Genomic DNA, 20,763 nt, shown 5'->3' with positions numbered 1-20,763 from the left:
AAAACCCTTCCATGCCCCTCAAGTGGTTTCACACACTAATGCTTATGTGCCTGATATCGCTAAACGCTCAGGCCGCCAAAATTGACTTCTGGGATCAACAGAAGCGAGGCACCAATTTTTTTAACAGTGAACCTACTGAACAGAATTACAAAGCGGCCAGCGAAGCCGGTCTTGAATGGGTTCGTGTCACCTTCAGCAAGTGGGAAAGCCGGGAAAAAGACTTTCTGGCTGGCAACCTGGACAACTATGACACATTGGTCAAAGAAGATCTGGACACCCTGAAGCAGGCTGTCCGCTGGGCAGACAAATACGGTCTGAAAGTGGTCATTGCCCCACTGGGACTGCCCGGTGGTCGCTGGACACAGAATAATGGAGGCAAACCAGACCCCAGAATCTGGCAGGACAAAAAGTGGTGGGATCAGTCAGCTCAATACTGGCAGGACATCGCAAGCGCTCTTAAAGGCTTTAATAATATTGTTGCTTACAACATCATCAATGAACCCATTCCTGAAATGCCTACCGGCATGGCAGAACATGGAGATCTGGCTCGCTACGATGCCTGGTACAAAAAATATCAGGGCACTTCCAATGACCTGCCTGCTTTTTACAATCAGGTTATCAAAGCAATCCGCAAAGTAGATGCAGAAACACCCGTGATGGTGGACAGTGGCTGGTACGCACAACCCACCGCTTTTGTTTACTGGCCAAAGCTAGAAGACAACAAGGTTCTATACGCCTTCCATATGTATGAACCATTCAACTACACCAATCGCCGGAACAGTCTTCGAATCAAAGACGGTAAAGAAGCCTTTGATTACCCGGGCACCGTCCCTTATGCAGGCCTCCCTATTCACTGGGATAAGGAACAACTCGAAGCCTTTCTTTCACCACTGTTCGAATGGTCAGAAAAGAAGAGTATTCCCACAAAAAGACTGGTCGCATCTGAATACGGTGTTTATCGTCATAATCCCGGAGCAGCAGACTTTCTCGAAGACCTGACTGATCTTTTCAATGAACGACAGCTGCACTGGGCTTTCTATTCATTCCGTGAAGATGAATGGGATGGTTATGACTATGAGCTGGGCTCAAAACCACTGAACTGGAAATACTGGCAGGCCGTTGAAGCAGGTGAGTCTCCCGAACGTCCCTACAACGACCGTAACCCAATCTGGCAGGTATTATCAGAAGCCATCGAAGCGCCAAGAGGCTAACCTTTTTCAGGCAGTCATTCTTCTGACTGCCTTCTTTTCATCATTCTTTTCTTTTAATTTCGAGTACAGAGTCTTTAATATACGGCCTCAGGCAGTACTTATAACAATCTTCAGACTTTCCTCTGATCAGCCTGGAAAAGGATTTATCTCATGCAAACAGCTTCCAAACTGGACACTGAGCTCCCCCTGACTTCCTCAGTCACTCTGAAAAACCGTTTTTTCAAAGCAGCCATGAGTGAACAGTTGGGAGACTCCGATCACAACCCCACCCCCGAGCTATTCAAACTGTATGAAACCTGGGCAAAAGGTGGTGCCGGCATTTGTGTGACCGGCAACCTGATGGTGGATCGCAATGCACTGGGTGAGCCCAAAAACGTTGTTCTGGATCATCAGAGTGACCTTTCAAAGTTTCGTGAATGGGTGCGCCATGGCACCGAAAACAACACGCAACTCTGGGCTCAGTTGAATCATCCGGGCAAACAGATCCCTTCCTTCATCAGCAGCGAACCTGTGGCTCCATCGGCCATTGCTCTGGAAGGAGAACTGGAAAAAGGTTTCAAAAAACCACGAGCCATGACCGAGCAGGAAATAAACGACGTTATCAAAGCTTTTGCTAGAACTGCAGAACTGGCCAAAGAAGTGGGCTTCCAGGGTGTCCAGATTCATTCAGCTCATGGCTATCTGGTTAATCAGTTTCTCTCCCCCAGACACAACCAGAGAGATGATCAGTGGGGAGGCTCAGTAGAGAATCGCCAGCGGTTTGTCATTGAAGTTTTCAAAGCGATTCGTAATGCCGTAGGAGACACCTTCCCGATTGGTATCAAGTTAAACTCTGCCGACTTTATGAAAGATGGCCTTTCTGAAGAAGAATCCATGGGCGTTGTAAAAGCATTATCAGAAGCCGGCATCGATTTGATAGAAGTCTCTGGTGGTACTTACGAGTCCCCTGCCATGATGGGAGTTGACCTGAAAGAAAGCACGAAGAAGCGAGAAGCTTATTTTCTGGAGTACGCCATAAAGGCTCGCCAGCATACCAATAAAGTCCTGGTGGTCACAGGCGGCTTCCGCTCTGCTGCGGCTATGAATGAAGCTCTTCAGGAAAATGCCTGCGATATGATCGGTTTGGGCAGGCCCATGGCAATGCAGCCCGACTTACCTCAGAAGGCCATGGATAATCCTGATTTCAAAATCGAAGTGGCCATCAAATCCACCGGCTTTGAGATTCTGGACAAAATCGCCATGCTGGACCTGACCTGGTATGAAGCGCAGTTATCTTTGATGGGAAAAGGCAAACAACCGAACAGCAGCCTGTCAGGCTGGAATGTACTGCTGCAAACTCTGGGCAATATGGGTAGTTATGCTTTCAGAAAAAGAAGGGCCTAATCGAACGCCATCTCAGACAAAGCTGACTCTGCCAGCTCCAGGTGCAGTTGAGCTCTGTGCTCACCTCTTTTACTGGCCTGTTTCAGTAGCTCGATAGCTCTGGCAGGGTTGGAAACCTTGCCTTCAACACCATAGAGGTAACGTATGCCCAGCCGATAGAGTTCATCTGGCTTGGTTCCATGCATACCTTTGTGTTTTATTCGCTTTTCCAGAGCATGAATGCTTTTTTCGACTTTGGCAGTCGGATGGATGAATATCTTGGGGCTGTTTTTAATTCTGTTAGCCAGAATGGTTTTTGCGGCCCTTCCTCTGATTCCCTCTTCCAGTGCAGCCATTTGCTCAAGCCGGTTCAGAGCTTTATAGAAGGCAGAAGGCTTGTGAACATGGGTCAACAAAGCACCGGCTTCAGCCAGTAATGCGTAAGGTTCCTGCTCTTCACAGAGTTGTTTTTGAAGCGCCAGTGCAGCTGGGTATTGTTTTCTGGTGGCAACAGACAACCTTCGAGCAGACTCTATGATCAGATGCTCTCTGTCATCCTCTCTCATCTCGTCAGGCTTAATGGACTCAACCCACTTCCTTAATACGACACATGCATGATAGTTCAACCGGGGATCTTCTGGCTTCTTCCCGAGTGCTTCATCCAATACCTCATAAGCTTCTCTAGCAAACCCTTCTTGCGCGACGGACAGCGCCAAAGCTACAGGGTCAATATGTGAACGGTAGGCAGGTTTTAACAGTGCTTCTGCCAAAGGCTTGGTGATTGGCCATTGGAAGCTCCTGAATAACATAAGACCACGACCCGCTGTACCCGGATATTCAAACAGCAGGCCGGTTAACGTTTTCAGATAACTCAGGGATAGCTGATCTCCAGCTTTTGATCTTTCTATCCATGGTTCAAGCTGTAACATTTTGAGTAATCGTTCAGCCCGATCAGGACCTACCTGACGACAATAGGCTGCCAGTGTTGACAAAGCCTGTAGATCTCCAGCATTGATTTTATCTACAAATTCCCTGTCGTCTTTTGAGACTTCCCCCCAACAGACGCCTGTGTAGTGATGCAGCAAGACAGGCAGAGACAGTTTTTCTCCTCGAACAGCCTCGTCAGGCGCCTTCATGACCGAAATCGGATAGCTCAAAGGACCTATTCCCAGTGAAAGATAAAGCTGCCCATTGCTCACGTTCATGCCCTTGACTGAAGCCCACTTGGCGGCACCAATAAGGCCACTTCTAAACCATTGATCCCACGACGCCCATTGTGTCCAGGCAGACTTATCCACACCGGTTTCATCCATTTCATAGGATATAAACTCGGCTGTTTTGGGATCCATCAGACCATTTTCTACTTTCACCTTCACCGAAGCTTTCAGTTTTCTACCTTTCAGAAAACCAGTGGGGACCTTTTGGCGAGTTGCTTCCGGAAGCTGTTCCAGATCCTGGATAAGATCATCACCGTTGACAGAAACATCATTGAGATAAACATAACCGGAACGCTGTTCATCCAACTCTGTCGTCAGGTTACCCACTTTTACAGAGCTGGCCTTAACACCATCGATACTGATATTCCCCGGAGTGACTTCAGTCATCACTACAGACTGACTTAAATCACCTTCTTTGAACTTCACAGTAGAAATATCACACTGGTCGAGAGTGACATCGCCACGAACTGGCACAGATATTTTACTGGCTCGCGTATTAACAGCTACCAGACCCTCACCTGCGAAATGCGTTTTACCCACCCCGACCTTCAGCTCAGAATCCCCTTTATCACTGCCTCGGAGATGAGCTGAGAGTGTCTGCACCTGCCCCCCCAAATTTGCGGGCAACTCAATTCGGGTATTACCCAGATGAATCGAAGAGGGCTTACCATGGGTATCAACTGTCAACAGCCCTGTTTCAATGTCAGTCTGAACCTGCCCCTGGTGAAAGCCCCCCGAAACGCTCAGATCTTTGCCCGTAAAGTCTGAATGACAATCGATGCTGTTAGACCCTGCCCCCAGCTTCTGGCTAAGCCCAAGACCGGCAGAGAATGTTTCTGCACGCCCACTAAATTCCGTTTTATCTCCAGTCAGCTTGCCTTCAAAGTGGACGTCATCCAGATCTACACTAACTTGTGCTGTGCCACGGTTTTTGAACTCCAGATGCCCTGCATTGAATTCCAGATCAGAATCTCCAGCCACCATCTGATCTTCTTCATCTTTTGATACATGCATCTTCATCTGCAGATTAAGATCTCTGACCTTGGCGCTGAGACTGGTCGACTGTTTTTCCAGTTCAGTAATCCAGTCGAAATTGCCCTCTTTGCCAGAGGGTAATAGCCCCATGGGTTTCAGCTTTTTCTCTCGGGCAATACCATACAGGGCATCTGATGCGCCTCCGGTATCCACTTCAATGACATCGGCTTTAACGGTCAGTGTTCTTTTCGTCTCTCCTTCGCTGGACTCAACAGGCTTAAGCTCGTAGGCAAGTTTGAGCTCTTCCATCCTGGCCAACGGAGCAGGTACTCCTTTCCTGGCAACCTCAAATTCATGAACCGTCAGATCAAATGGATGCCCAAGCACCGAAAACATCTTACTGATGTCTTCTTTTACTGTGGTCTTTGAGCTCCCTTTGATCGCAATCAGGGTTCTGGGATCCAGTTCATCCAGTGAAGCCTTTATTTTCCCTACGGAAACCCCTGCCCGGCTCAGCTGGAAGAATTTTCCTTTCTGTTTTCGAATACGATGGAGTGCCTTGAAAAGACCTGTGATCCCCTTCCCCCTGATGTAGGCATTAATGCCAGGGACCATTCTGCCCTGAATGCTGGCTTCCATATCCTTGATTTCAACATCCATTTTTAGAGGAGGCTGACCGGGAGCATTCACATCAACAGAACCTTTTACATCCACGGTAATTTTGGGGTAGGTCTCACCTGTATCGGAATCCACCAGCTCCACCTTGTGGACCCTTAACTCAACATTCCTCAATGTCGCTTTTCCGCCTTCCAGCACCAACCCTTCAAGATGAACCGTATGCTCCTGCTTTTCCCCCTTATGCAGTGCTTTGAGGGAACGTAACAACTGAAGATAACTTCGAATCTCAGAATCCCTTGCCGCTCTCGCCTGCTTTTTCTCTTTGCGCAGCTGCATTAACTGTCTTTTCAGTACCCTGCGCTCATCCAGAGTTTTCTTTCTGGGTTTATTTCGGATCGCCTTTTTAACCCACTTCAAGCGCTTATTGAGCTGTCGAACTACTGCAGCCCGGCGAAAATTCACTTTTGCCCTGACTTTTTTGAAATCAAGCACCCAGATAATGACGGACGCCAGCAGTCTCTCGAAAAAGCTCGACTTAACTTCGGCTTTGGCAGGAAGGGCAACCGTTTGGGGGGAGGGCGTTTCTTCAACCGCAGGAGGTTCATCAATTTGAATCAGAGGTTGTCCGCCCACTACCTGAGGATTTCGGGTGTCCAGACTTTGCGCAGGGGTATAGAACCCGTCTTCAGAAGGTGTCTGCCCTTCGGCCCCAACAACAGAAATGTCTCTTGGGCCCGAAGAAACTGAGGATTGTTTTAAAGATTCTTCATCCGGCAAATGGGGTCGTTGCGGCGGAATAACAGACCCGGATGATGGCACTCTGGACGGCATGACTTCGATCCATGAAGTTGCTACTGTATCAGCTTAGTCAAAATGAGCTGCAAAAGGTCTATAGTGCCATTGACCTGATGTTTTCAGCTTCATAGTTCCCCTGATTGAAAGCCGGAGTCACCCTTTTGACAGATCAACGATGCGCCTGGTGCACAGAAGACCCGGATTACATCCAATATCACGATGAAGAGTGGGGAGTTCCCTGCCATGATGACCGAAAGCTGTTTGAATTTCTGATTCTGGAAGGGGCTCAAGCCGGTCTTAGCTGGATCACCATACTCAAACGCCGACAGGGCTATCACAACGCCTTTTCCGGATTTGATCCTGTAGCCGTTGCCCGGTTCACTGACGAGGATGTTGAAAGGTTATTACTGGACCAAGGCATTGTCAGAAATCGCCTGAAGGTTAACAGTGCCATCAAGAATGCCCGCGCCTTTCTGAAAGTTCAGGAAGAGTTTGGCAGTTTTGACCACTACATCTGGTCCTTTGTGAATCACAATCCGATTATCAACCAATGGCAATCCTTTACAGAAGTTCCGGTGACCACCCCTGAATCCGATGCCATGAGCAAAGATCTCAAGAAAAGAGGCTTCTCATTTGTGGGCAGCACCATTTGTTATGCCTACATGCAAGCCATGGGCATGGTGAATGATCACCTTGTGACCTGCCCCTCATACTCTGCATAATTATTCGTCGCTGGCACATATTCTGCTCACTCTATCACTGACACAGCCTGTTGGCCCCTCAAGCTACCAGGCTGCTCATAAACAGTGCAAAGAGCGAACAATAACAGTGCATATTTCCAGAATACTCCCCGACTTCCGCCCTCTTTTGGGCCTTGTAATGGTGTATTTGCTGGCGTACTCAGGGACAAGTACCGCCGCCTTAAACGATGCCGAGGCGGTGAACACATCAGGTTTGCAACGGATGCTTTCTCAGCGAATCGCAAAAAGCTACCTAATGATTGGAGCCGACATCAATGCAGAGGATGCCAGAGAACAGCTCAAACAGAGCATATCCCTGTTTGATAGTAACTTTACGGCGCTTTCTGAGTACGCCCCCACTGACGCCATCAAGAACCAGCTAGCGGTGGTTGAAGGTGACTGGAAAATCTATAAGAAAATGGCACTGTCTGACCCGCATCGAGATGGCGCAGCCACTGTGATCCAAAAAGCCATGACGGTTTTTAACAGCAGTAATGAGCTGGTATCTCTGATCGAAAAACACTCCGCTACCAGTAAAGCCAGACTGGTCAATATCTCCGGTCGCCAGCGGGCCCTCAGCCAGAGAATTGCCATGTACTATCAGGCTCTGGCCTGGGGGGTTACCAGTAATGAGTATGAGGAAGGTTTTGAAACTTCAATGAAGCAGTTTGAAAGCTCTTTAAACGAACTCAGCCAGTCTCCCCTGAATACGCCCGAGATTAAAAAGCTGCTGTCAAAGGTGAAGGCACAGTGGAGCTTTTCCAAAACCGGATTCACACAATACAAGGAAGGCCGTTACATGCCGACGGTGATTTCTGTCACCACAGAATCGATTCTCAAGAAAATGCAGGTGCTGACCAAAAAGTACGAACAGGTCATGGCCAAGGGTCAGATGGTCGCCAGTAACTAAAGCGTTTCTGGCGAATCAGGGAAAGGCATAATGCCTTTCCCTTTTGTTATCACTCTTCAATACCCACGATCAACCATGGAGCATTTGGTTCACTCAGGCTACGCTGCAGGTGCCAGATATCCTTGATATCTTCTTCCACACCTTCAACGGTATCGCGATATTTACCGGTAAAACGCACACTGATCTCAGCCACACGATCGTTATAATCTGCACGACCCAGCTCAGCATCAACAAACATAACTTCTGTATGCTGATCACCACCCAATGCAGCCCTTTCGGCTTTCAGTTGCAGGAAAAGCTCCGGATCCAGGTATTCACGTATGGTTTCCAGATCATTCTTGTTCCAGGCTTCCTGAAGGGTACGATAGTGATCCCTTGCACCGTTCATGAAGGTACTGAGATTAAAGCCTTCAGGCAGATTCATGGGGATATCGGAGGCCGCAAAACCGGTTTGAGGCTGATCTGAACCAAACCCGGAGAGCTTGTCAGCTTGCCCGAAACTATCTTGCTGCTGCTCTTTATTCTGACCAAACAAACTGCCCAGAGAAGGTGGTTGCTGACCCTGTCCAGACTGCTCAGGTGTATAGTGGGCATGATTGCCCCCATGTCCCGCCGCCATTGCTTTGGCCCGATTCATACTGCGGAACACTTTGAACAGAACAAAGGCCAGTAAGCCAATAATCAGAAAGTCCATGATCTGCAGGCCACTGAAGGCTCCGCCGAACAGGGCTGCTATCAGACCACCAGCCAGAAGACCACCCAGCAGTCCGCCCATCAAACCTTTCTTGGAACCTTGAGCTGCCGCCTGCTTGCCACCCTGTTGAGGGGCTGCTGCAGGTTGCTTGGGAGCTGCCGCTGTATTGTGGGAGCGACCGAAGCTCTTGCCTCCACCAAATTTCTTGGCATCCGCAACCGGCGCGTTAAAGGCGAAACTGAATGCCATGATAATGGCCATAAAAGAAGCAAATCGTTTTAACATTAATCAGACAGTCTCTTGTTTCCAATACTCATGAGCCCGTCATCCTATGGTCAGACAGATTTATTGCAAGCCATTCGATAAAAAAATTACATAAATCAACGTTATAACTCAGATGTTCTTATCAACACTGAACCTGTCATTTCCCTCCCCGCAGCCGACCTTATCTTTTGACCCCTGAACTCTGTAAGAACGGATACGGGTTTCAATAGAACGATGAGCAGAATAAACGAAAGTAGACTATCCCCACCCTCCCAGCTTGACGAAGTCTCTTCCAATATGAAATGAGCCTGAAGAAGGGGCTGGTTTCTAACATGAAATGAGCCGACTTCAGCACTGTCGTTCATGATGAGGATATGAAAATCATCATGAACACCCATTTCATCAAAACCCTGGAGGATGTAAGAMGCCTCCTTTCACAAGCAGACTGTCTGGAGCCCGGCTGGGACTCCAAGGMCGAATGTTACCGTTGGATTGAGCTAACCCTCAGCCACTTCAAATMCCGTTCCCTGAGCAAAGGRGACAAAGGCTTGMTCCGCCGCTACCTGACCATTGCCAGTGGCTACYCGAGAGCCCAGGKGACTCGMCTGATCAACCAGTAMATCAGYAAAGGCAGCGTGAAGCGKCGCMAGKGKACKAMAAGAGGCTTTMAGACTCGCTACACCAAAGCCGATATACGACTGCTGGCTGAAACCGATCGGCTTCMCAGTDACCTGAATGGCCCTGCCATAAAGAAAATCTGTGAGCGGGCTTATCAGCAAGGCGACCAACGCTACGAGCGTCTGGCGACTATCTCTATCTCCCATCTCTACAACCTCAGGAAGTCGGTCACTTATGAACGGGTAAGAGGGCATAAAGACACTACTCGGGCGTCGCAAAGCACTATTGGCATACGCCGCCGTCCGAACCCCGAGGGACAGCCAGGGTTTATCCGCGTGGATACTGTACATCAGGGTGATAAGGACGGCGTGAAGGGACTCTATCACATCAATGCAGTTGATGAGGTCACCCAGTATGAGGTGGTTTGCACGGTTGAAAAAATCAGTGAACGGTATCTGATACCTGTTCTGGAGGGCTTGTTGGCAGGGTTTCCGTTTAATCTGCTGGAGTTCCATTCAGATAATGGGTCAGAGTTTATCAMCCACAMCGTGGCGAAGTTGCTGAACAAGTTGAACATCMAGTTGAGTAAGTCTCGCKCCCGTCATAGMAACGATAACGCCCTGGWAGAAAGCAAGAATGGTTCGGYCATCAGGAAGCTGTTGGGTCACGCWCATAWACCCCGGCACCATGCCAAMCAGTTTAATCAGTTTGACCGGGMCGACCTGACTCCTTATCTGAACTACMACCGCCCCTGTTTTTATCCAGAAACCCGGAKGGAMGCCAAGGGCAAGGAGAAGAAGGKGTACCGCTATGAAAACATGATGACCCCTTACGAAAAGDTCCTGTCACTGAAGGAAMCAGAACAGTACCTGAAAGAAGGGATTACACTGGACCAACTAAAGGACAAAGCGGAAGCCATGACCGATAATGAAGCGGCCAGAAAGCTGCAACAAGCCAGAGAAATCCTGTTTCAATTAGTTCATGAGCGACAAGCCGAGGGTTAGGTAGTAGTACCTGCCTTCAGGCTCATTTCAGGATTGGAAAATACTTCAATGCAATAAAATTAGTCGTATTAAGAAACTCAGGAACAGTGATCTGTGTTTTAGGGGGCTTCTGCCTTAGATATATTCTCTAAGGCAGAAGAGGTTCGAGCAGATAAATCAGAATTGTCTGGACATCATATTCAGAGGCAGAACAGTGACTGTGATATTGTCTTTTGAACCGGCTGTATAGGTGTAGTAAAGGATATTAGCCGCCAGCTCTCCCGGGGTAATATCAGGTTTCTCACTCTTCAAAGTATTGATCAGCTCCATCATTTGAGCGGTGCTTGCTTCTTCAGTGGCTCCGTCTGAACAAAGAACTAAAAAGCTGTTAGCATCTCCAGACTCCAGAGGGACATGAGTCACTACGCCTCTGGCGGTAAGAATACCATCCTGATTGTGATCGCCTAATGAACTGGCGGAGGAAACTGCATAGGGCGCAGAAGGTCCTTGAGCTTTAATATGAGTACCGTCTTTCGAGCGAACAGGATGATATACAAGCTGTCCAGACCTTTCATGGAGTATGGCATTAAAAGGTTCTTTAGCATGCTCAGGGTCACCTGCAAACTCAGGGTCTTCTGAAAACAATCGGGCATCTTCTGTCAGTGGTTGACAGCTTCCATCTTCACGAACCATAAACGCCCTGCAGTCTCCCACGTTACTGACCCAGAGTTGATTGCCTAAAACAGTCGCAAAGAGTGCTGTACTACCCTGCATTTGAAAAGATTTTTCCCGGTCCAGGTCTACAGGGGTTACCGCCATGGCGTTATAGACTCCGACTCTTGTAACGTCTCCTGAATTTTGTTCTTCCATTCTTTCTTTGAAGGTTTCATGCAGTTTTGATGCTGCCAGTCTTGCAGGTTCTTGTCCGGCGTTATCATGACGGTTCATGTCGCCATTGTGACCATCAAAAACAGCCGTGACGGTCAATGGGTGAATCTTTCCCGCCAACCGACAGTAGCAACGAAATGAAGTACTGAAATCTTCCATTCCATACATGGGGGCTCCGGTGGCCATAGCAGTGGCAGTCCCTAAATCCCTACTCTCTACAACTTGCATATCGACAAACCGGTCTTTGATGAATGAAACCTTCTTCAGCTTTGGCGTCTCTTTAGCCGCTGGGTCGTCAGGGTGAAGAAGTTTTTCAAAGCTTGATGACGGGCCTTCTTTAGCTTGGGCTCTGGCAGCTCTTTCAAGATTGCCTGTAAGGCAGGCGTTGACCTCTGCAGGCAAGCTCTCAAGCTTATACTCTCTTGAGTCAAGATCCCCGGTAGTCATCGAGGGGTTGTTAAGGCTGGAAGGATATCTTTTTCTGTTTGTTGATCTCTCGAAAGACTCTCCATGTACAGAGCATGTTTCCAGGACCACGTCTAGGGTATTTAGAGCTTCATCCTTTACTTGAACAGGAGCATGGGAGAGGCTTTTCCTGGCTTCAGAGTATGTTGTGTGGAGTATCTGTAATGTTTTTTTCTCTGTGGTGGCATCACCCTCAGCAGGATTATTCGCAAGCTTATAAAGTTTGACCATGTTCTCGTGATCAAGACTATACATCATCATAATATCGCTTCTGGAGCTGATGGAGTCTTGAGTAGATGTGCTTGCCAGAAAATCCAGTAATGTTTTTAAACCGCCTTCGGTGAATTCTGGCATTGCAACTACTGGAGAATTAAAAGCTCTATTCTGGAAGGGTTTGGAGGGGGCTTCGGACAGCTCAGTGGCCATATTTACAGTTGTTGCAAGACTGAATTGAGAGGGTAAGGCTTCTACCTGCTTTGATACTCTGCGGTCCATGAGACGAACTTTATTTCTATAGTGTTCAATGCAGCGTTGAAGATTTCTCTCATAGCTTTCAAAGGTCTCCCCTTCCCCATCTTTGCTTGGACCACTGAAGCCAAGTTTTGACGAAAAACCTAGTGTGAGCGTATTTCCCCAAGAGCCATATTTTTTCTCGAACTGTGCTTTGGTAATCAAATGCCCACTTCGGTCCATACCCACAAGGGTTTGTTCCAGATCATTTTCATTAGCTAGCTTTTCCAGCTGTTCATTGAACTTATCTAATCTGGGGTAATTGACCCCGGTATAGCTCATTGCCATGGGGATGCTCTCTTGGATTCAGGGTGGATATTGAGAGAGCTATCGGCGAAGAAGGGTAAACAATGAAAGAAAGATAGGAGCGAAGTTGGCCGTATGGTATGCCACCGCAATTTTGGCAACAATTGGGCGGCGGGTGTTTTCATGAAAAGTAAAAATACCGCTGTTCATTGCTGGTTTTCTGGCGTTAAAATACACGGCTCCCCAATGAAAATATATGGGGTGCCGGGAGTCCATGGGTTCTATCCGGTCTGACTTCAGGCTTCCGGCGGGTTTCGATTCTATAGAATTTTAAGACTGAATCCCTTGCTTTCATGGTTCATACTATGAACAAAAGGGATCTCTCTCTGGCTGGCTCCTCCGCCGAAGGCTATTTTCCCTGCAGCACAGGGCTGTTTCATTATTACAACCGGTAGACCGGAACCGGGAAGGCAGGTATTGTTAAATTCATGACTGACGAGGATCAGAAGCGGTATATCCGGCAGCGAAATGCCGGGGCCTTACCTTGGGAACTGGAAGGTGCCGACCATCAGAAGGCTGAGGAACATCCGGTATTTGGCCAGCAGACGACACCGTCGAACACGCTGGTGGAGGGTGCCCGGGTACAGCCATTGCCAAACGATTTTACGCCTGATCCGGTCTATATCGAGTTTCTTGAAGAGCATCATGGTATTCCTGCAGACTTTACCTTGGCACAGTTGCCTGAGTTCAAGCTCTACTGGCTGGAAACGGGAGAAGCTCGCAAGGCCTGGCAGAACAAGTTCAAGAACCATGTGATCTATCAGTGGAAGCGGAGCCAAAGTGAAACAGGGCAGCGAGCTAATCGATCAACAGCTGAAAAGCTTACAGACACCAGCTGGGCCGACGGCCTCCAGCTCGACTTCGGCGACTCAGACGAACCATGAAAGTGGTCGTCAGGAAAGTCCTGAAGACGGCAACAATGCTGAGCTAAAGCAGCAGTATCGTTATGCTATTAATGGTCTGTTTACCCTTCTTGAAGATGCCTACCCTCTAAAGTTCCGGCGGGCTTTTCCTACGGATGAAGACTTGAGCCGGGCTAAAAGGGTCTGGTATCAGTCCCTTAGAGAATTCAGCCCCCGTCGCATTATCCAGGCTGGTAAAAAGGCGCTGGACACCACCAAGTTTTTCCCGGATCTCAGTGAGATTCGTGAGCTCTGCAAGCTCCGTTATGATGAGATGGGGCTTAAGGAACCGCTGCAGGCTTATTATGAGGCCTGTTATGCTCCAGAGCAGACCCGGGAATATCGTTGGTCACACATTGCCGTTTATCTGGCAGCTAGGGAAACCGGCTGGATTACCCTCAGAAGTGAAGAGCAGAGAGTGGCTTTCCCCATTTTTGAGCGTAATTATAATATTGTCTGCAACCGGGTACTGGATGGTGAAGACCTGGAAGCTTCCATCATGAAAGGCATTGAAGACAGTCGCTCAAAAGAGGCTGTCCGGCTGGCTGATGAGCAGGCAGAACAGTCTTTGCGAAAAGAGATGGAAAAGCAGGGCATTGATCCTGACGCGGGACGATCTGCATTCGAGAAGTTGAAACAATCGCTAACCAGCCGTCAGTAAATTCGGTTTTTACTGGAAGAATAACAACGAAATCATTAGTCTATCCGCCCATCTATTGGTTGGAGTCTGACGCCCATGAGTGTCTTAGATCGTGCTGCGGTAGAAGCCGCTGTTCAAGGCTATCACGATCCCTTTCTCAAACAGGACCTGGTTTCTGCAGGTTGCATCAAAGAACTGGTTATTGATTCTGGCAAAGTCACCCTGAATATTGAACTGGGCTATCCGGCCGAGGGAATCAGGGGTGGCATTGAGCAGTTGCTGGCCAGCAAACTGGAAAACCTGCCTGAAGTGACCAGCGCCAAAGTGAATGTCAGCTGGAGTGTCAGCAGCGCCCCTGTGCAGGGTGAGCTGGAAGCCATGTCCGGAGTCAAAAACATTATTGCTGTGGCGTCAGGTAAAGGTGGTGTTGGTAAATCCACAACCACGGTCAATCTGGCTCTGGCAATGGCTGCTGAAGGTGCTCGAGTGGGTATCCTGGATGCAGACATTTATGGTCCAAGCATTGGCATGATGCTCGGTCTGCCAGACGGCACCCGTCCTGAAGTTAAAAACGAAAAGTTCTTCATGCCCATCGAGGCTCATGGCATTCAGGCTATGTCCATGGCGTTTCTGGTCACGGAAGATACTCCGGTTGTCTGGCGTGGTCCCATGGTCAGTGGTGCCCTGCAGCAGTTGCTGACCCAGACGCTCTGGAATGACCTGGATTATCTGTTCATTGATATGCCTCCCGGTACTGGAGACATTCAGTTGACACTGGCACAGAAAGTACCGGTAACTGGCAGTGTTATTGTGACTACACCTCAGGATCTGGCTTTGATTGATGCCAAGAAAGGCATTGAGATGTTCAACAAAGTGAACATTCCAGTGCTCGGTGTGGTGGAAAACATGGCAATGCATATCTGCTCCGAGTGTGGTCATACTGAGCACCTGTTCGGAGAAGGTGGGGGAACCCGCATTGCGGATCAGTTTGGTGTTGATCTTCTGGGTGCGCTGCCTCTGTCCATGATGATTCGTGAACAGTCTGATGAAGGTGCTCCTACCGTAGTTTCGGAGCCTGATTCCCAGATTACGATGATCTACCGGGATATGGCCAAGCGAGTGGCTGCTGAGCTGGCATTAAGAAATCTGGAACAACCCAAAGCGCCAACGATTTCATTCAGTGATGATTGAGTAGATACCTGAAGGGGAGGAAACTCCCCCCCTCTCTTCTCAGAAGCTTTTCAGATGCTTTCTGATCTTTTCCATAAACTGCATCCTGTCCTCGTCTGTGTTCTTGTCCATGCTGTAAAGCGCCAACCACTTTATATTCCTGCATTTTGACACGGCTTTCAGTGAGAGCTTGAACATCTTTCTGGGAGGGTTACCCACCAAGGCCATTCGCCAGTGTGATGACCCCTGAGTGGTAATGATCAGAAATTTTTTAATGTTGGTCAGGCCCGGTTGCACACCATTGGGGCCAAATGTTGCTACCACTCCGGGTAGCCAGACGCGGTCAAGCCATCCCTTAAGAATGGCGGGTGGACCCATCCACCAGGTGGGATAGACAAAAACCACGGCTTCAGCCCACTTCAGCTTGGCTACATGGTTTTCGATGCCAAGAGTGTTGTCCCTGGTCATGTAGTTGACTCTTTCTTTGCAGGACATGCGAGCTTCAAAGTCACATTCGTACAGGTCCAGAGGGTGCACATTGTGTCCAGCCCGGGTTAACTCGTCGCAGGTCAGCTTGAACAATGCGGCGTTATAGCTTTCCGGGTTGGGGTGGGCATAAACCACTAAGACGTTCATGCTAAATATTGTCCTCTGGATAGGGGCGGAAACAGATGTTGATTCGCTACGGAGAGTAACTGTCTTGCTGTGTGCATTTTTGGCAAAGATCTTAAATCAATGGGTAGAGCAATTAAAGCAGGTAGAGTATAGAAAGACAGAAGGGGCTATCCCCTACTACTCTGGCACGTATAATATCTACCTATCAATTTCTGAAGGTTGGGGCGTCTGATTGAGCCACAGCCTTCCTGCTGCTGGAAAAAAATACCATGAGACTTTGTGATCGGGATATAGAAGCCTGCCTGGACAGTGGAAGCATCATCATAGAGCCCAGACCCGGCACAGATAAGATCAGCGGGGTCAGTGTTGACCTGACTCTGGGCAACAGTTTCAGGGTTTTCAATGATCATGCGGCCCCTTTTGTGGATATCAGTGGGCCCAGAGAAGAGATCAATAAAGTGCTGGATTCCATTATGAGCAAGGAGATAGCTCTGGATGACGGTGATGCATTTTTTCTCCATCCAGGTGAATTGGCGCTTGCGGTAACCCGTGAATCCATAACGCTTCCCGATGATATTGTCGGTTGGCTCGATGGTCGATCCTCTCTGGCTCGTCTGGGATTGATGGTGCATGTAACGGCTCACCGGATTGATCCGGGCTGGAGTGGCCAGATTGTACTGGAGTTCTTTAATGGTGGAAAACTGCCTCTGGCTTTGAGACCAGGAATGGGGATTGGTGCTATTAACTTTGAGACCATGAGTGGCGCTGCTGCCCGACCTTATAACAAACGCAAGAATGCCAAATACAAGGAACAGAAGAGCGCAGTGGCCAGTAGAATTGCTGAGGATCAGTGAGACAGTCCTCCAGCATACTCCTTAACTTGTTTATTGTCCGCCTGAGAGCCTTGATCTGGGTCAGCATACTGGCTGGTTAACTTGGTACATACTGAAGCCAGGTTATTAAGGAGTAAAGATCATGGCTCAGGATAATCCACTGCAAACCGTCACTGCCGAGCAGATCATGACATCCGGGGTTATTACTGTGCCCTGTGACTGGAGTGTTGAGCGACTGGCAAGGTTTTTGACCGATAAAAGTATTTCTGGCGCTCCGGTTGTGGATCAGTCCGGGAGGCTAATCGGTGTAGTTACACTGTCCGATATTGTGCGTCATGCCGGATCAGGTCTGGCTGATATTCAAACCCGGGATGATCATTTTTATCGAACCATGACAGACACTGATCTGTCTGATGAGGATCTGAGATCTTTTCACGAATCGGTCGATCAGGCGGTTCTGGTAGACGACATAATGACGCCAATGGTGTTTGAAGTGTCACCGAAAACGCCCTTGATCAATGTTGCTGAAGCTATGGTGAAAGGTCGTATTCATCGGGTGCTGGTGACTGAGCACCGTCAGTTGAAAGGGATAATCAGTGCTCTGGATCTTCTTAAGGTCATGACTGATTGAAATAGAAAAACCCCGGATGATCCGGGGTTTAAAGGGTCAGACTGACATTATTTCAGCATGATTTCAGCGCGACGGTTTTCCTGCCTCATCTCTTCAGTGTCATTTCCACGAACGGGGTGGTCTTCACCCTCACCTCTTATGGAAATATTCTCTTCAGGAATACCTCTGTCCATCAGGTAGTCTTTAACAGACTGGGCTCTTCTTTCAGAAAGCTTCTGGTTGTAACTTCTTGAACCAATCTCACAGGCATGGCCTACGATCTCGATCTTGCTGTCCTGATCCAGCAGGCCGATCATCTTGCTGATCTTGTCCAGATCATCAGATCTCAGCTTGGAAGAATCAAAATCAAAGTTAACCACTGACATACCTTCTACACCTGGAATGCCCAGAGGGCTGTCAGGCTTGGCAACCGGGTCCAGCATGGCACAGGCTGTACCGCCAATCAGAGCGCCTGCTACAAAGGCAGCTCCACCGGTAGCCATATTGTATGCCGCGCCGGGAATACCCATTACAGCACCACCTTTAACCATACAGGTAGACCAGTGCTCTTTCTGGGCGACAGGCTTTTGGGAAGTGGTAGAACAACCTGCTGTGAACAGCAGAGAGAAAACGAGAGCGAATGTGCTCAGCATCCTTGCAGACATGGTACAACTCCTATCCATGGTTTTTACAGCTTGGTCTGCAGCCTTCCAGGAAGGTTTGCAGGCCATTTCCAGTTGATTATAGGGAGAGTTGAGAGGCCTTAAGGGTGACTGATTTCCAGTGTTCTGTTTCGAATAGGGAAATCACTGAATGATGAGGATGCTTTTTTGACAAATCCGGGTATTAAAGGTGCTTTTTCAAGGAAGAGTGGTTGCTTTTGAGTAATGTGGCTTTGGCTTTTTAAATGGCTGCGACGGGTTAGAGTTTTCTTCCTTGTGGGGCGGAGTCGATAAAGGGTTGGAATTCAGAGATCAAAGTCTCTTATATCCATACAACTACGAATTTTCACACTAGGCTGCAGGAGTAAACTGAAATGGCAATGAGAAATTAAATTGAATCTAAGTCTGGAGATAAAAGATGAAACCCAATACCCAGACAGCCATGCAAGTACTTATCGAACAGGTCAGGGGAGCCGTTCCCTTCGATATGCCCGAAGCAGAGATCTGCACAGGAAAATGTGTTGGTTGTCCCAAGAAGCTACTGGAATTTCTCGATCAGGAACTGAGTGACTGGGAAGGTCGTCTGGAGTATGACGAATTACCCCGCCTCGGAGACATCACCCGTCTGGCCAAAACCTCAAAGAAAGTCCATAAGGCTCTGGCCAAAAACGGGCTGGTATAAGCTCTATCTTGCTAATGATTTCAAACAGGCTGAGTTGAACGCGTTTTTAAGTCTTTTACCAATACCACCGCGACAACAACCGCCAGGAAGATATTGGACAGTGGTAATGCGATCCATACTCCCGTCACACCCAGCAGGAAAGGCAGGGTGAATAGCAGAGGAATCTGAACGCCCATATTGCCCAGTGTGATCAGTGTGGCTGTTTTTGATTTCGCCAGCGCCTGAAAATAGGCTGCTGCAACCACAATAAACCCATCCAGAAACATAGTGAACAGATGCAGGTGTAAGCCTTTGACGGTCTCTGCAATCAGTACAGGATCATCATTGTTGAATACCCGGGCGATGACCTCTGGCATGAGATTGATCATGATCAACAGGCCAATACCAATGATCAGAACCCAGCGAATGCCCATCATCAGTGCTTTACGAATATTTTTCTGATTTCCGGCGCCATGATTGTAACTGACCAGAGGTTGGATGCCGTGGGCAATACCTTCGGCCATCATATAAAAGATCGCTTGAACGTAACCCACGATGGTGAAAGCAGCCAGAGAGGTGACGGAACCAAATTCCAGAAACAGTCGATTGTGTACACCCAGCACAAAACTCATATAGAGAAACATCGCCAGACTGGGAGTGCCGGTAATTATGATTTGGCGATAACCGTCAAGGCTGACTTTCAGGTGTCTCAGAGACAGCCTGAGTTTTGCCTTGCTGCTAAAGAAATAAATGAGGCCGATGATAGCAGTGGCCAGCTGAGCCAGAACTGTTGCAATAGCTGCTCCTGTGACACCCTGCTGTAAAACGACAATGAATAGATAATCAAGGACAATATTGGCAATTGCTCCCACTACCATCACAATTGTTGCCAGATGAGGGCGGTCATCATTTCTAATCATCATGGGTAGTGCAGCACCCAGTAGGGCTGCCAAAGACCCTGCACTGATGACTTGCAGATAGTCCCTGCCCATGATCAGTACATCGTCTTTTGCTCCCATGAGCATCAAGCCTCGGTCACCAAAATGATAAAGAAGTAAACCGATGGCCACAGAAAGCAGTGTCATCAGGCTGATAGCATTACCAAAAATGGATTGAGCTTGCTCCGGTCTGCCCTCACCTTTGAAAATCGAATACAGGGCGGCTGAGCCTGTACCGCACATCAGCCCGATACCAACGACCAGACCAAAGATGGGCCAGACCAGATTCATGGAGGCCAATGCGTTTGCACCAACATATTGACCAATGAAGATTCCATCGATGGTGGCGTAGAGCCCATTGACCAACATGCCAGCAACAGCTGGCAGAGTATAACGCCAGAACTGCCGCTCGATTGAGGGGGTCTGTCCCGACTGTTTTTGGATTGTGTTCATCTCTGTTACTTCCATAAACAGTTATCTCTTATTTGTTAGTAAAGCTAACTAAATAGTCTCAAAAATATTTCACCTGGAGCAGGCGACCTTTTACTTCTGTGAAATAGCCCGGCAACTCCCGAGGTTTGTTGTCAGAAATTAATCTCCAATGGAGTCACAAACCTTGCTTAACAGTTTCTCAAGTCGGCTCAGTTCATTTTCAGGCAGGGCCTTGCGAATCCTGTTGTTCAATGCGCTGTAGATTTCCCTGTCTTTTTCCAGAATATTCAGCGTCTTCGGTGTAATGGAAAGCCGAAACGCTCTGCCGTCTTCAGGGCAGGGTGACCGTTTAACCAGACCACGCTTTTCCAGCTTTTGTACCATGGTCGTGGCTGAAGGTCTGGACACATTCATCTGTTTGGCCAGATCGGACAACCTGGGAGATTTGAGCTCATGAACACATTTCAGGTAATCGTATTCATTGAACGAAAGCTGGTTGGCCAGCTCGATCTGGCCACTGTCACGCCACATTCGGGCGAGCTGTCGTTCAAGGAAGTCCATGGACTGGTCCAGGCTTCTTACTGAGTTACTTTTCATAATTGATTAGTCAGGCTAACTAAATTTAAGGGGAGTATAGCGTTCGAAAAGAGCGAAAGATAGTCCGTGAAAATCCTGCTGAAATGAATCTGAACCATTAAGCACCAGAGCAGTCTACCCTCAGGCATTGGTATGTTTGGGTACGGA

General features: G+C 48.4%; 18 protein-coding genes. 11 read left to right on the top strand and 7 right to left on the bottom strand.

Features of this window, described 5'->3' with window-relative positions:
- On the top strand, positions 1–1,211 hold a 1,211-nt coding region (locus WG89_RS04670), incomplete at its 5' end, for a glycoside hydrolase family 5 protein (protein ID WP_216638441.1).
- Positions 1,212–1,361: 150 nt separating this feature from the next.
- Entirely contained in the window at positions 1,362–2,594 is a 1,233-nt protein-coding gene (locus WG89_RS04665) for an NADH:flavin oxidoreductase/NADH oxidase family protein (RefSeq protein ID WP_062262003.1), read from the top strand.
- On the opposite strand, the gene WG89_RS04660 is transcribed toward WG89_RS04665, so the two are convergent.
- On the bottom strand, positions 2,591–6,214 hold the full coding sequence (locus WG89_RS04660) for an SEL1-like repeat protein (RefSeq protein ID WP_062262000.1): 3,624 nt from the start codon (positions 6,212–6,214) through the stop codon (positions 2,591–2,593). The two genes, WG89_RS04665 and WG89_RS04660, sit on opposite strands and share 4 nt — an antisense overlap.
- Positions 6,215–6,339: 125 nt before the next feature.
- Between WG89_RS04660 and WG89_RS04655 the strand changes: the two genes are divergently transcribed.
- Both WG89_RS04655 and WG89_RS04650 read left to right on the top strand, forming a co-directional pair.
- The gene (locus tag WG89_RS04655; protein WP_062262018.1) at positions 6,340–6,900 is read left to right on the top strand and encodes a DNA-3-methyladenine glycosylase I; all 561 of its coding nucleotides are present in this window, start codon (positions 6,340–6,342) and stop codon (positions 6,898–6,900) included.
- A gap of 157 nt (positions 6,901–7,057) precedes the next feature.
- On the top strand, positions 7,058–7,828 hold the full coding sequence (locus WG89_RS04650; protein ID WP_079253657.1) for a type IV pili methyl-accepting chemotaxis transducer N-terminal domain-containing protein: 771 nt from the start codon (positions 7,058–7,060) through the stop codon (positions 7,826–7,828).
- 49 nt (positions 7,829–7,877) lie between these two features.
- On the opposite strand, the gene WG89_RS04645 is transcribed toward WG89_RS04650, so the two are convergent.
- The gene (locus WG89_RS04645; RefSeq protein WP_062261994.1) at positions 7,878–8,807 is read right to left on the bottom strand and encodes a Tim44 domain-containing protein; all 930 of its coding nucleotides are present in this window, start codon (positions 8,805–8,807) and stop codon (positions 7,878–7,880) included.
- A gap of 614 nt (positions 8,808–9,421) precedes the next feature.
- Between WG89_RS04645 and WG89_RS04635 the strand changes: the two genes are divergently transcribed.
- Positions 9,422–10,408 (top strand): integrase catalytic domain-containing protein, encoded by a 987-nt coding sequence (locus WG89_RS04635; protein WP_172806714.1) that lies wholly within the window; start codon positions 9,422–9,424, stop codon positions 10,406–10,408.
- 156 nt (positions 10,409–10,564) lie between these two features.
- Here WG89_RS04635 and WG89_RS04630 read toward each other — a convergent pair whose 3' ends face one another.
- On the bottom strand, positions 10,565–12,538 hold the full coding sequence (locus WG89_RS04630; protein ID WP_062261985.1) for a PP2C family serine/threonine-protein phosphatase: 1,974 nt from the start codon (positions 12,536–12,538) through the stop codon (positions 10,565–10,567).
- Positions 12,539–12,984: 446 nt separating this feature from the next.
- On the opposite strand from WG89_RS04630, the gene WG89_RS04625 reads away from it, so the two are divergent.
- From WG89_RS04625 to apbC, 3 genes are all read left to right on the top strand, one after another.
- On the top strand, positions 12,985–13,440 hold the full coding sequence (locus tag WG89_RS04625; protein ID WP_062261983.1) for a DnaT-like ssDNA-binding domain-containing protein: 456 nt from the start codon (positions 12,985–12,987) through the stop codon (positions 13,438–13,440).
- Positions 13,337–14,119 carry a replication protein P gene (locus tag WG89_RS04620; RefSeq protein ID WP_172806713.1) on the top strand — a complete coding sequence of 261 codons (783 nt, stop codon included), beginning with the start codon at positions 13,337–13,339 and terminating at the stop codon, positions 14,117–14,119. Before WG89_RS04625 ends, WG89_RS04620 begins: the two co-directional genes overlap by 104 nt.
- Before the next feature lie 75 nt (positions 14,120–14,194).
- Complete coding sequence (gene apbC, locus WG89_RS04615) at positions 14,195–15,289, top strand: iron-sulfur cluster carrier protein ApbC (protein ID WP_062261978.1); 1,095 nt, start codon at positions 14,195–14,197, stop codon at positions 15,287–15,289.
- A 39-nt stretch (positions 15,290–15,328) separates the two neighbouring features.
- Here apbC and WG89_RS04610 read toward each other — a convergent pair whose 3' ends face one another.
- Positions 15,329–15,904: an NAD(P)H-dependent oxidoreductase gene (locus tag WG89_RS04610; RefSeq protein ID WP_062261975.1), complete on the bottom strand. Its 576-nt coding sequence runs from the start codon at positions 15,902–15,904 to the stop codon at positions 15,329–15,331.
- 248 nt (positions 15,905–16,152) lie between these two features.
- Between WG89_RS04610 and dcd the strand changes: the two genes are divergently transcribed.
- Both dcd and WG89_RS04595 read left to right on the top strand, forming a co-directional pair.
- A complete protein-coding gene (gene dcd, locus WG89_RS04600) occupies positions 16,153–16,737 on the top strand; it encodes a dCTP deaminase (RefSeq protein WP_062261969.1) in 585 nt (194 codons plus the stop codon).
- 121 nt (positions 16,738–16,858) lie between these two features.
- On the top strand, positions 16,859–17,347 hold the full coding sequence (locus WG89_RS04595) for a CBS domain-containing protein (protein ID WP_062261966.1): 489 nt from the start codon (positions 16,859–16,861) through the stop codon (positions 17,345–17,347).
- 47 nt (positions 17,348–17,394) lie between these two features.
- Here WG89_RS04595 and WG89_RS04590 read toward each other — a convergent pair whose 3' ends face one another.
- Positions 17,395–17,991 carry an OmpA family protein gene (locus WG89_RS04590; protein ID WP_172806712.1) on the bottom strand — a complete coding sequence of 199 codons (597 nt, stop codon included), beginning with the start codon at positions 17,989–17,991 and terminating at the stop codon, positions 17,395–17,397.
- A gap of 415 nt (positions 17,992–18,406) precedes the next feature.
- Here WG89_RS04590 and WG89_RS04585 point away from each other — a divergent pair, with 415 nt between their 5' ends.
- On the top strand, positions 18,407–18,670 hold the full coding sequence (locus tag WG89_RS04585) for a hypothetical protein (protein ID WP_062261959.1): 264 nt from the start codon (positions 18,407–18,409) through the stop codon (positions 18,668–18,670).
- 20 nt (positions 18,671–18,690) lie between these two features.
- Here WG89_RS04585 and WG89_RS04580 read toward each other — a convergent pair whose 3' ends face one another.
- Entirely contained in the window at positions 18,691–20,040 is a 1,350-nt protein-coding gene (locus tag WG89_RS04580; RefSeq protein ID WP_172806711.1) for an MATE family efflux transporter, read from the bottom strand.
- 138 nt (positions 20,041–20,178) lie between these two features.
- Positions 20,179–20,616 carry a MarR family winged helix-turn-helix transcriptional regulator gene (locus WG89_RS04575; protein ID WP_062261952.1) on the bottom strand — a complete coding sequence of 146 codons (438 nt, stop codon included), beginning with the start codon at positions 20,614–20,616 and terminating at the stop codon, positions 20,179–20,181.
- Positions 20,617–20,763 lie beyond the last annotated feature (147 nt).

This window comes from Endozoicomonas arenosclerae, from assembly GCF_001562015.1.
Taxonomy (GTDB): Bacteria; Pseudomonadota; Gammaproteobacteria; order Pseudomonadales; family Endozoicomonadaceae; genus Endozoicomonas_A; species Endozoicomonas_A arenosclerae.
Note: the sequence above shows the minus strand (reverse complement) of the source record. Positions and strands in the feature narration are given on the sequence as shown.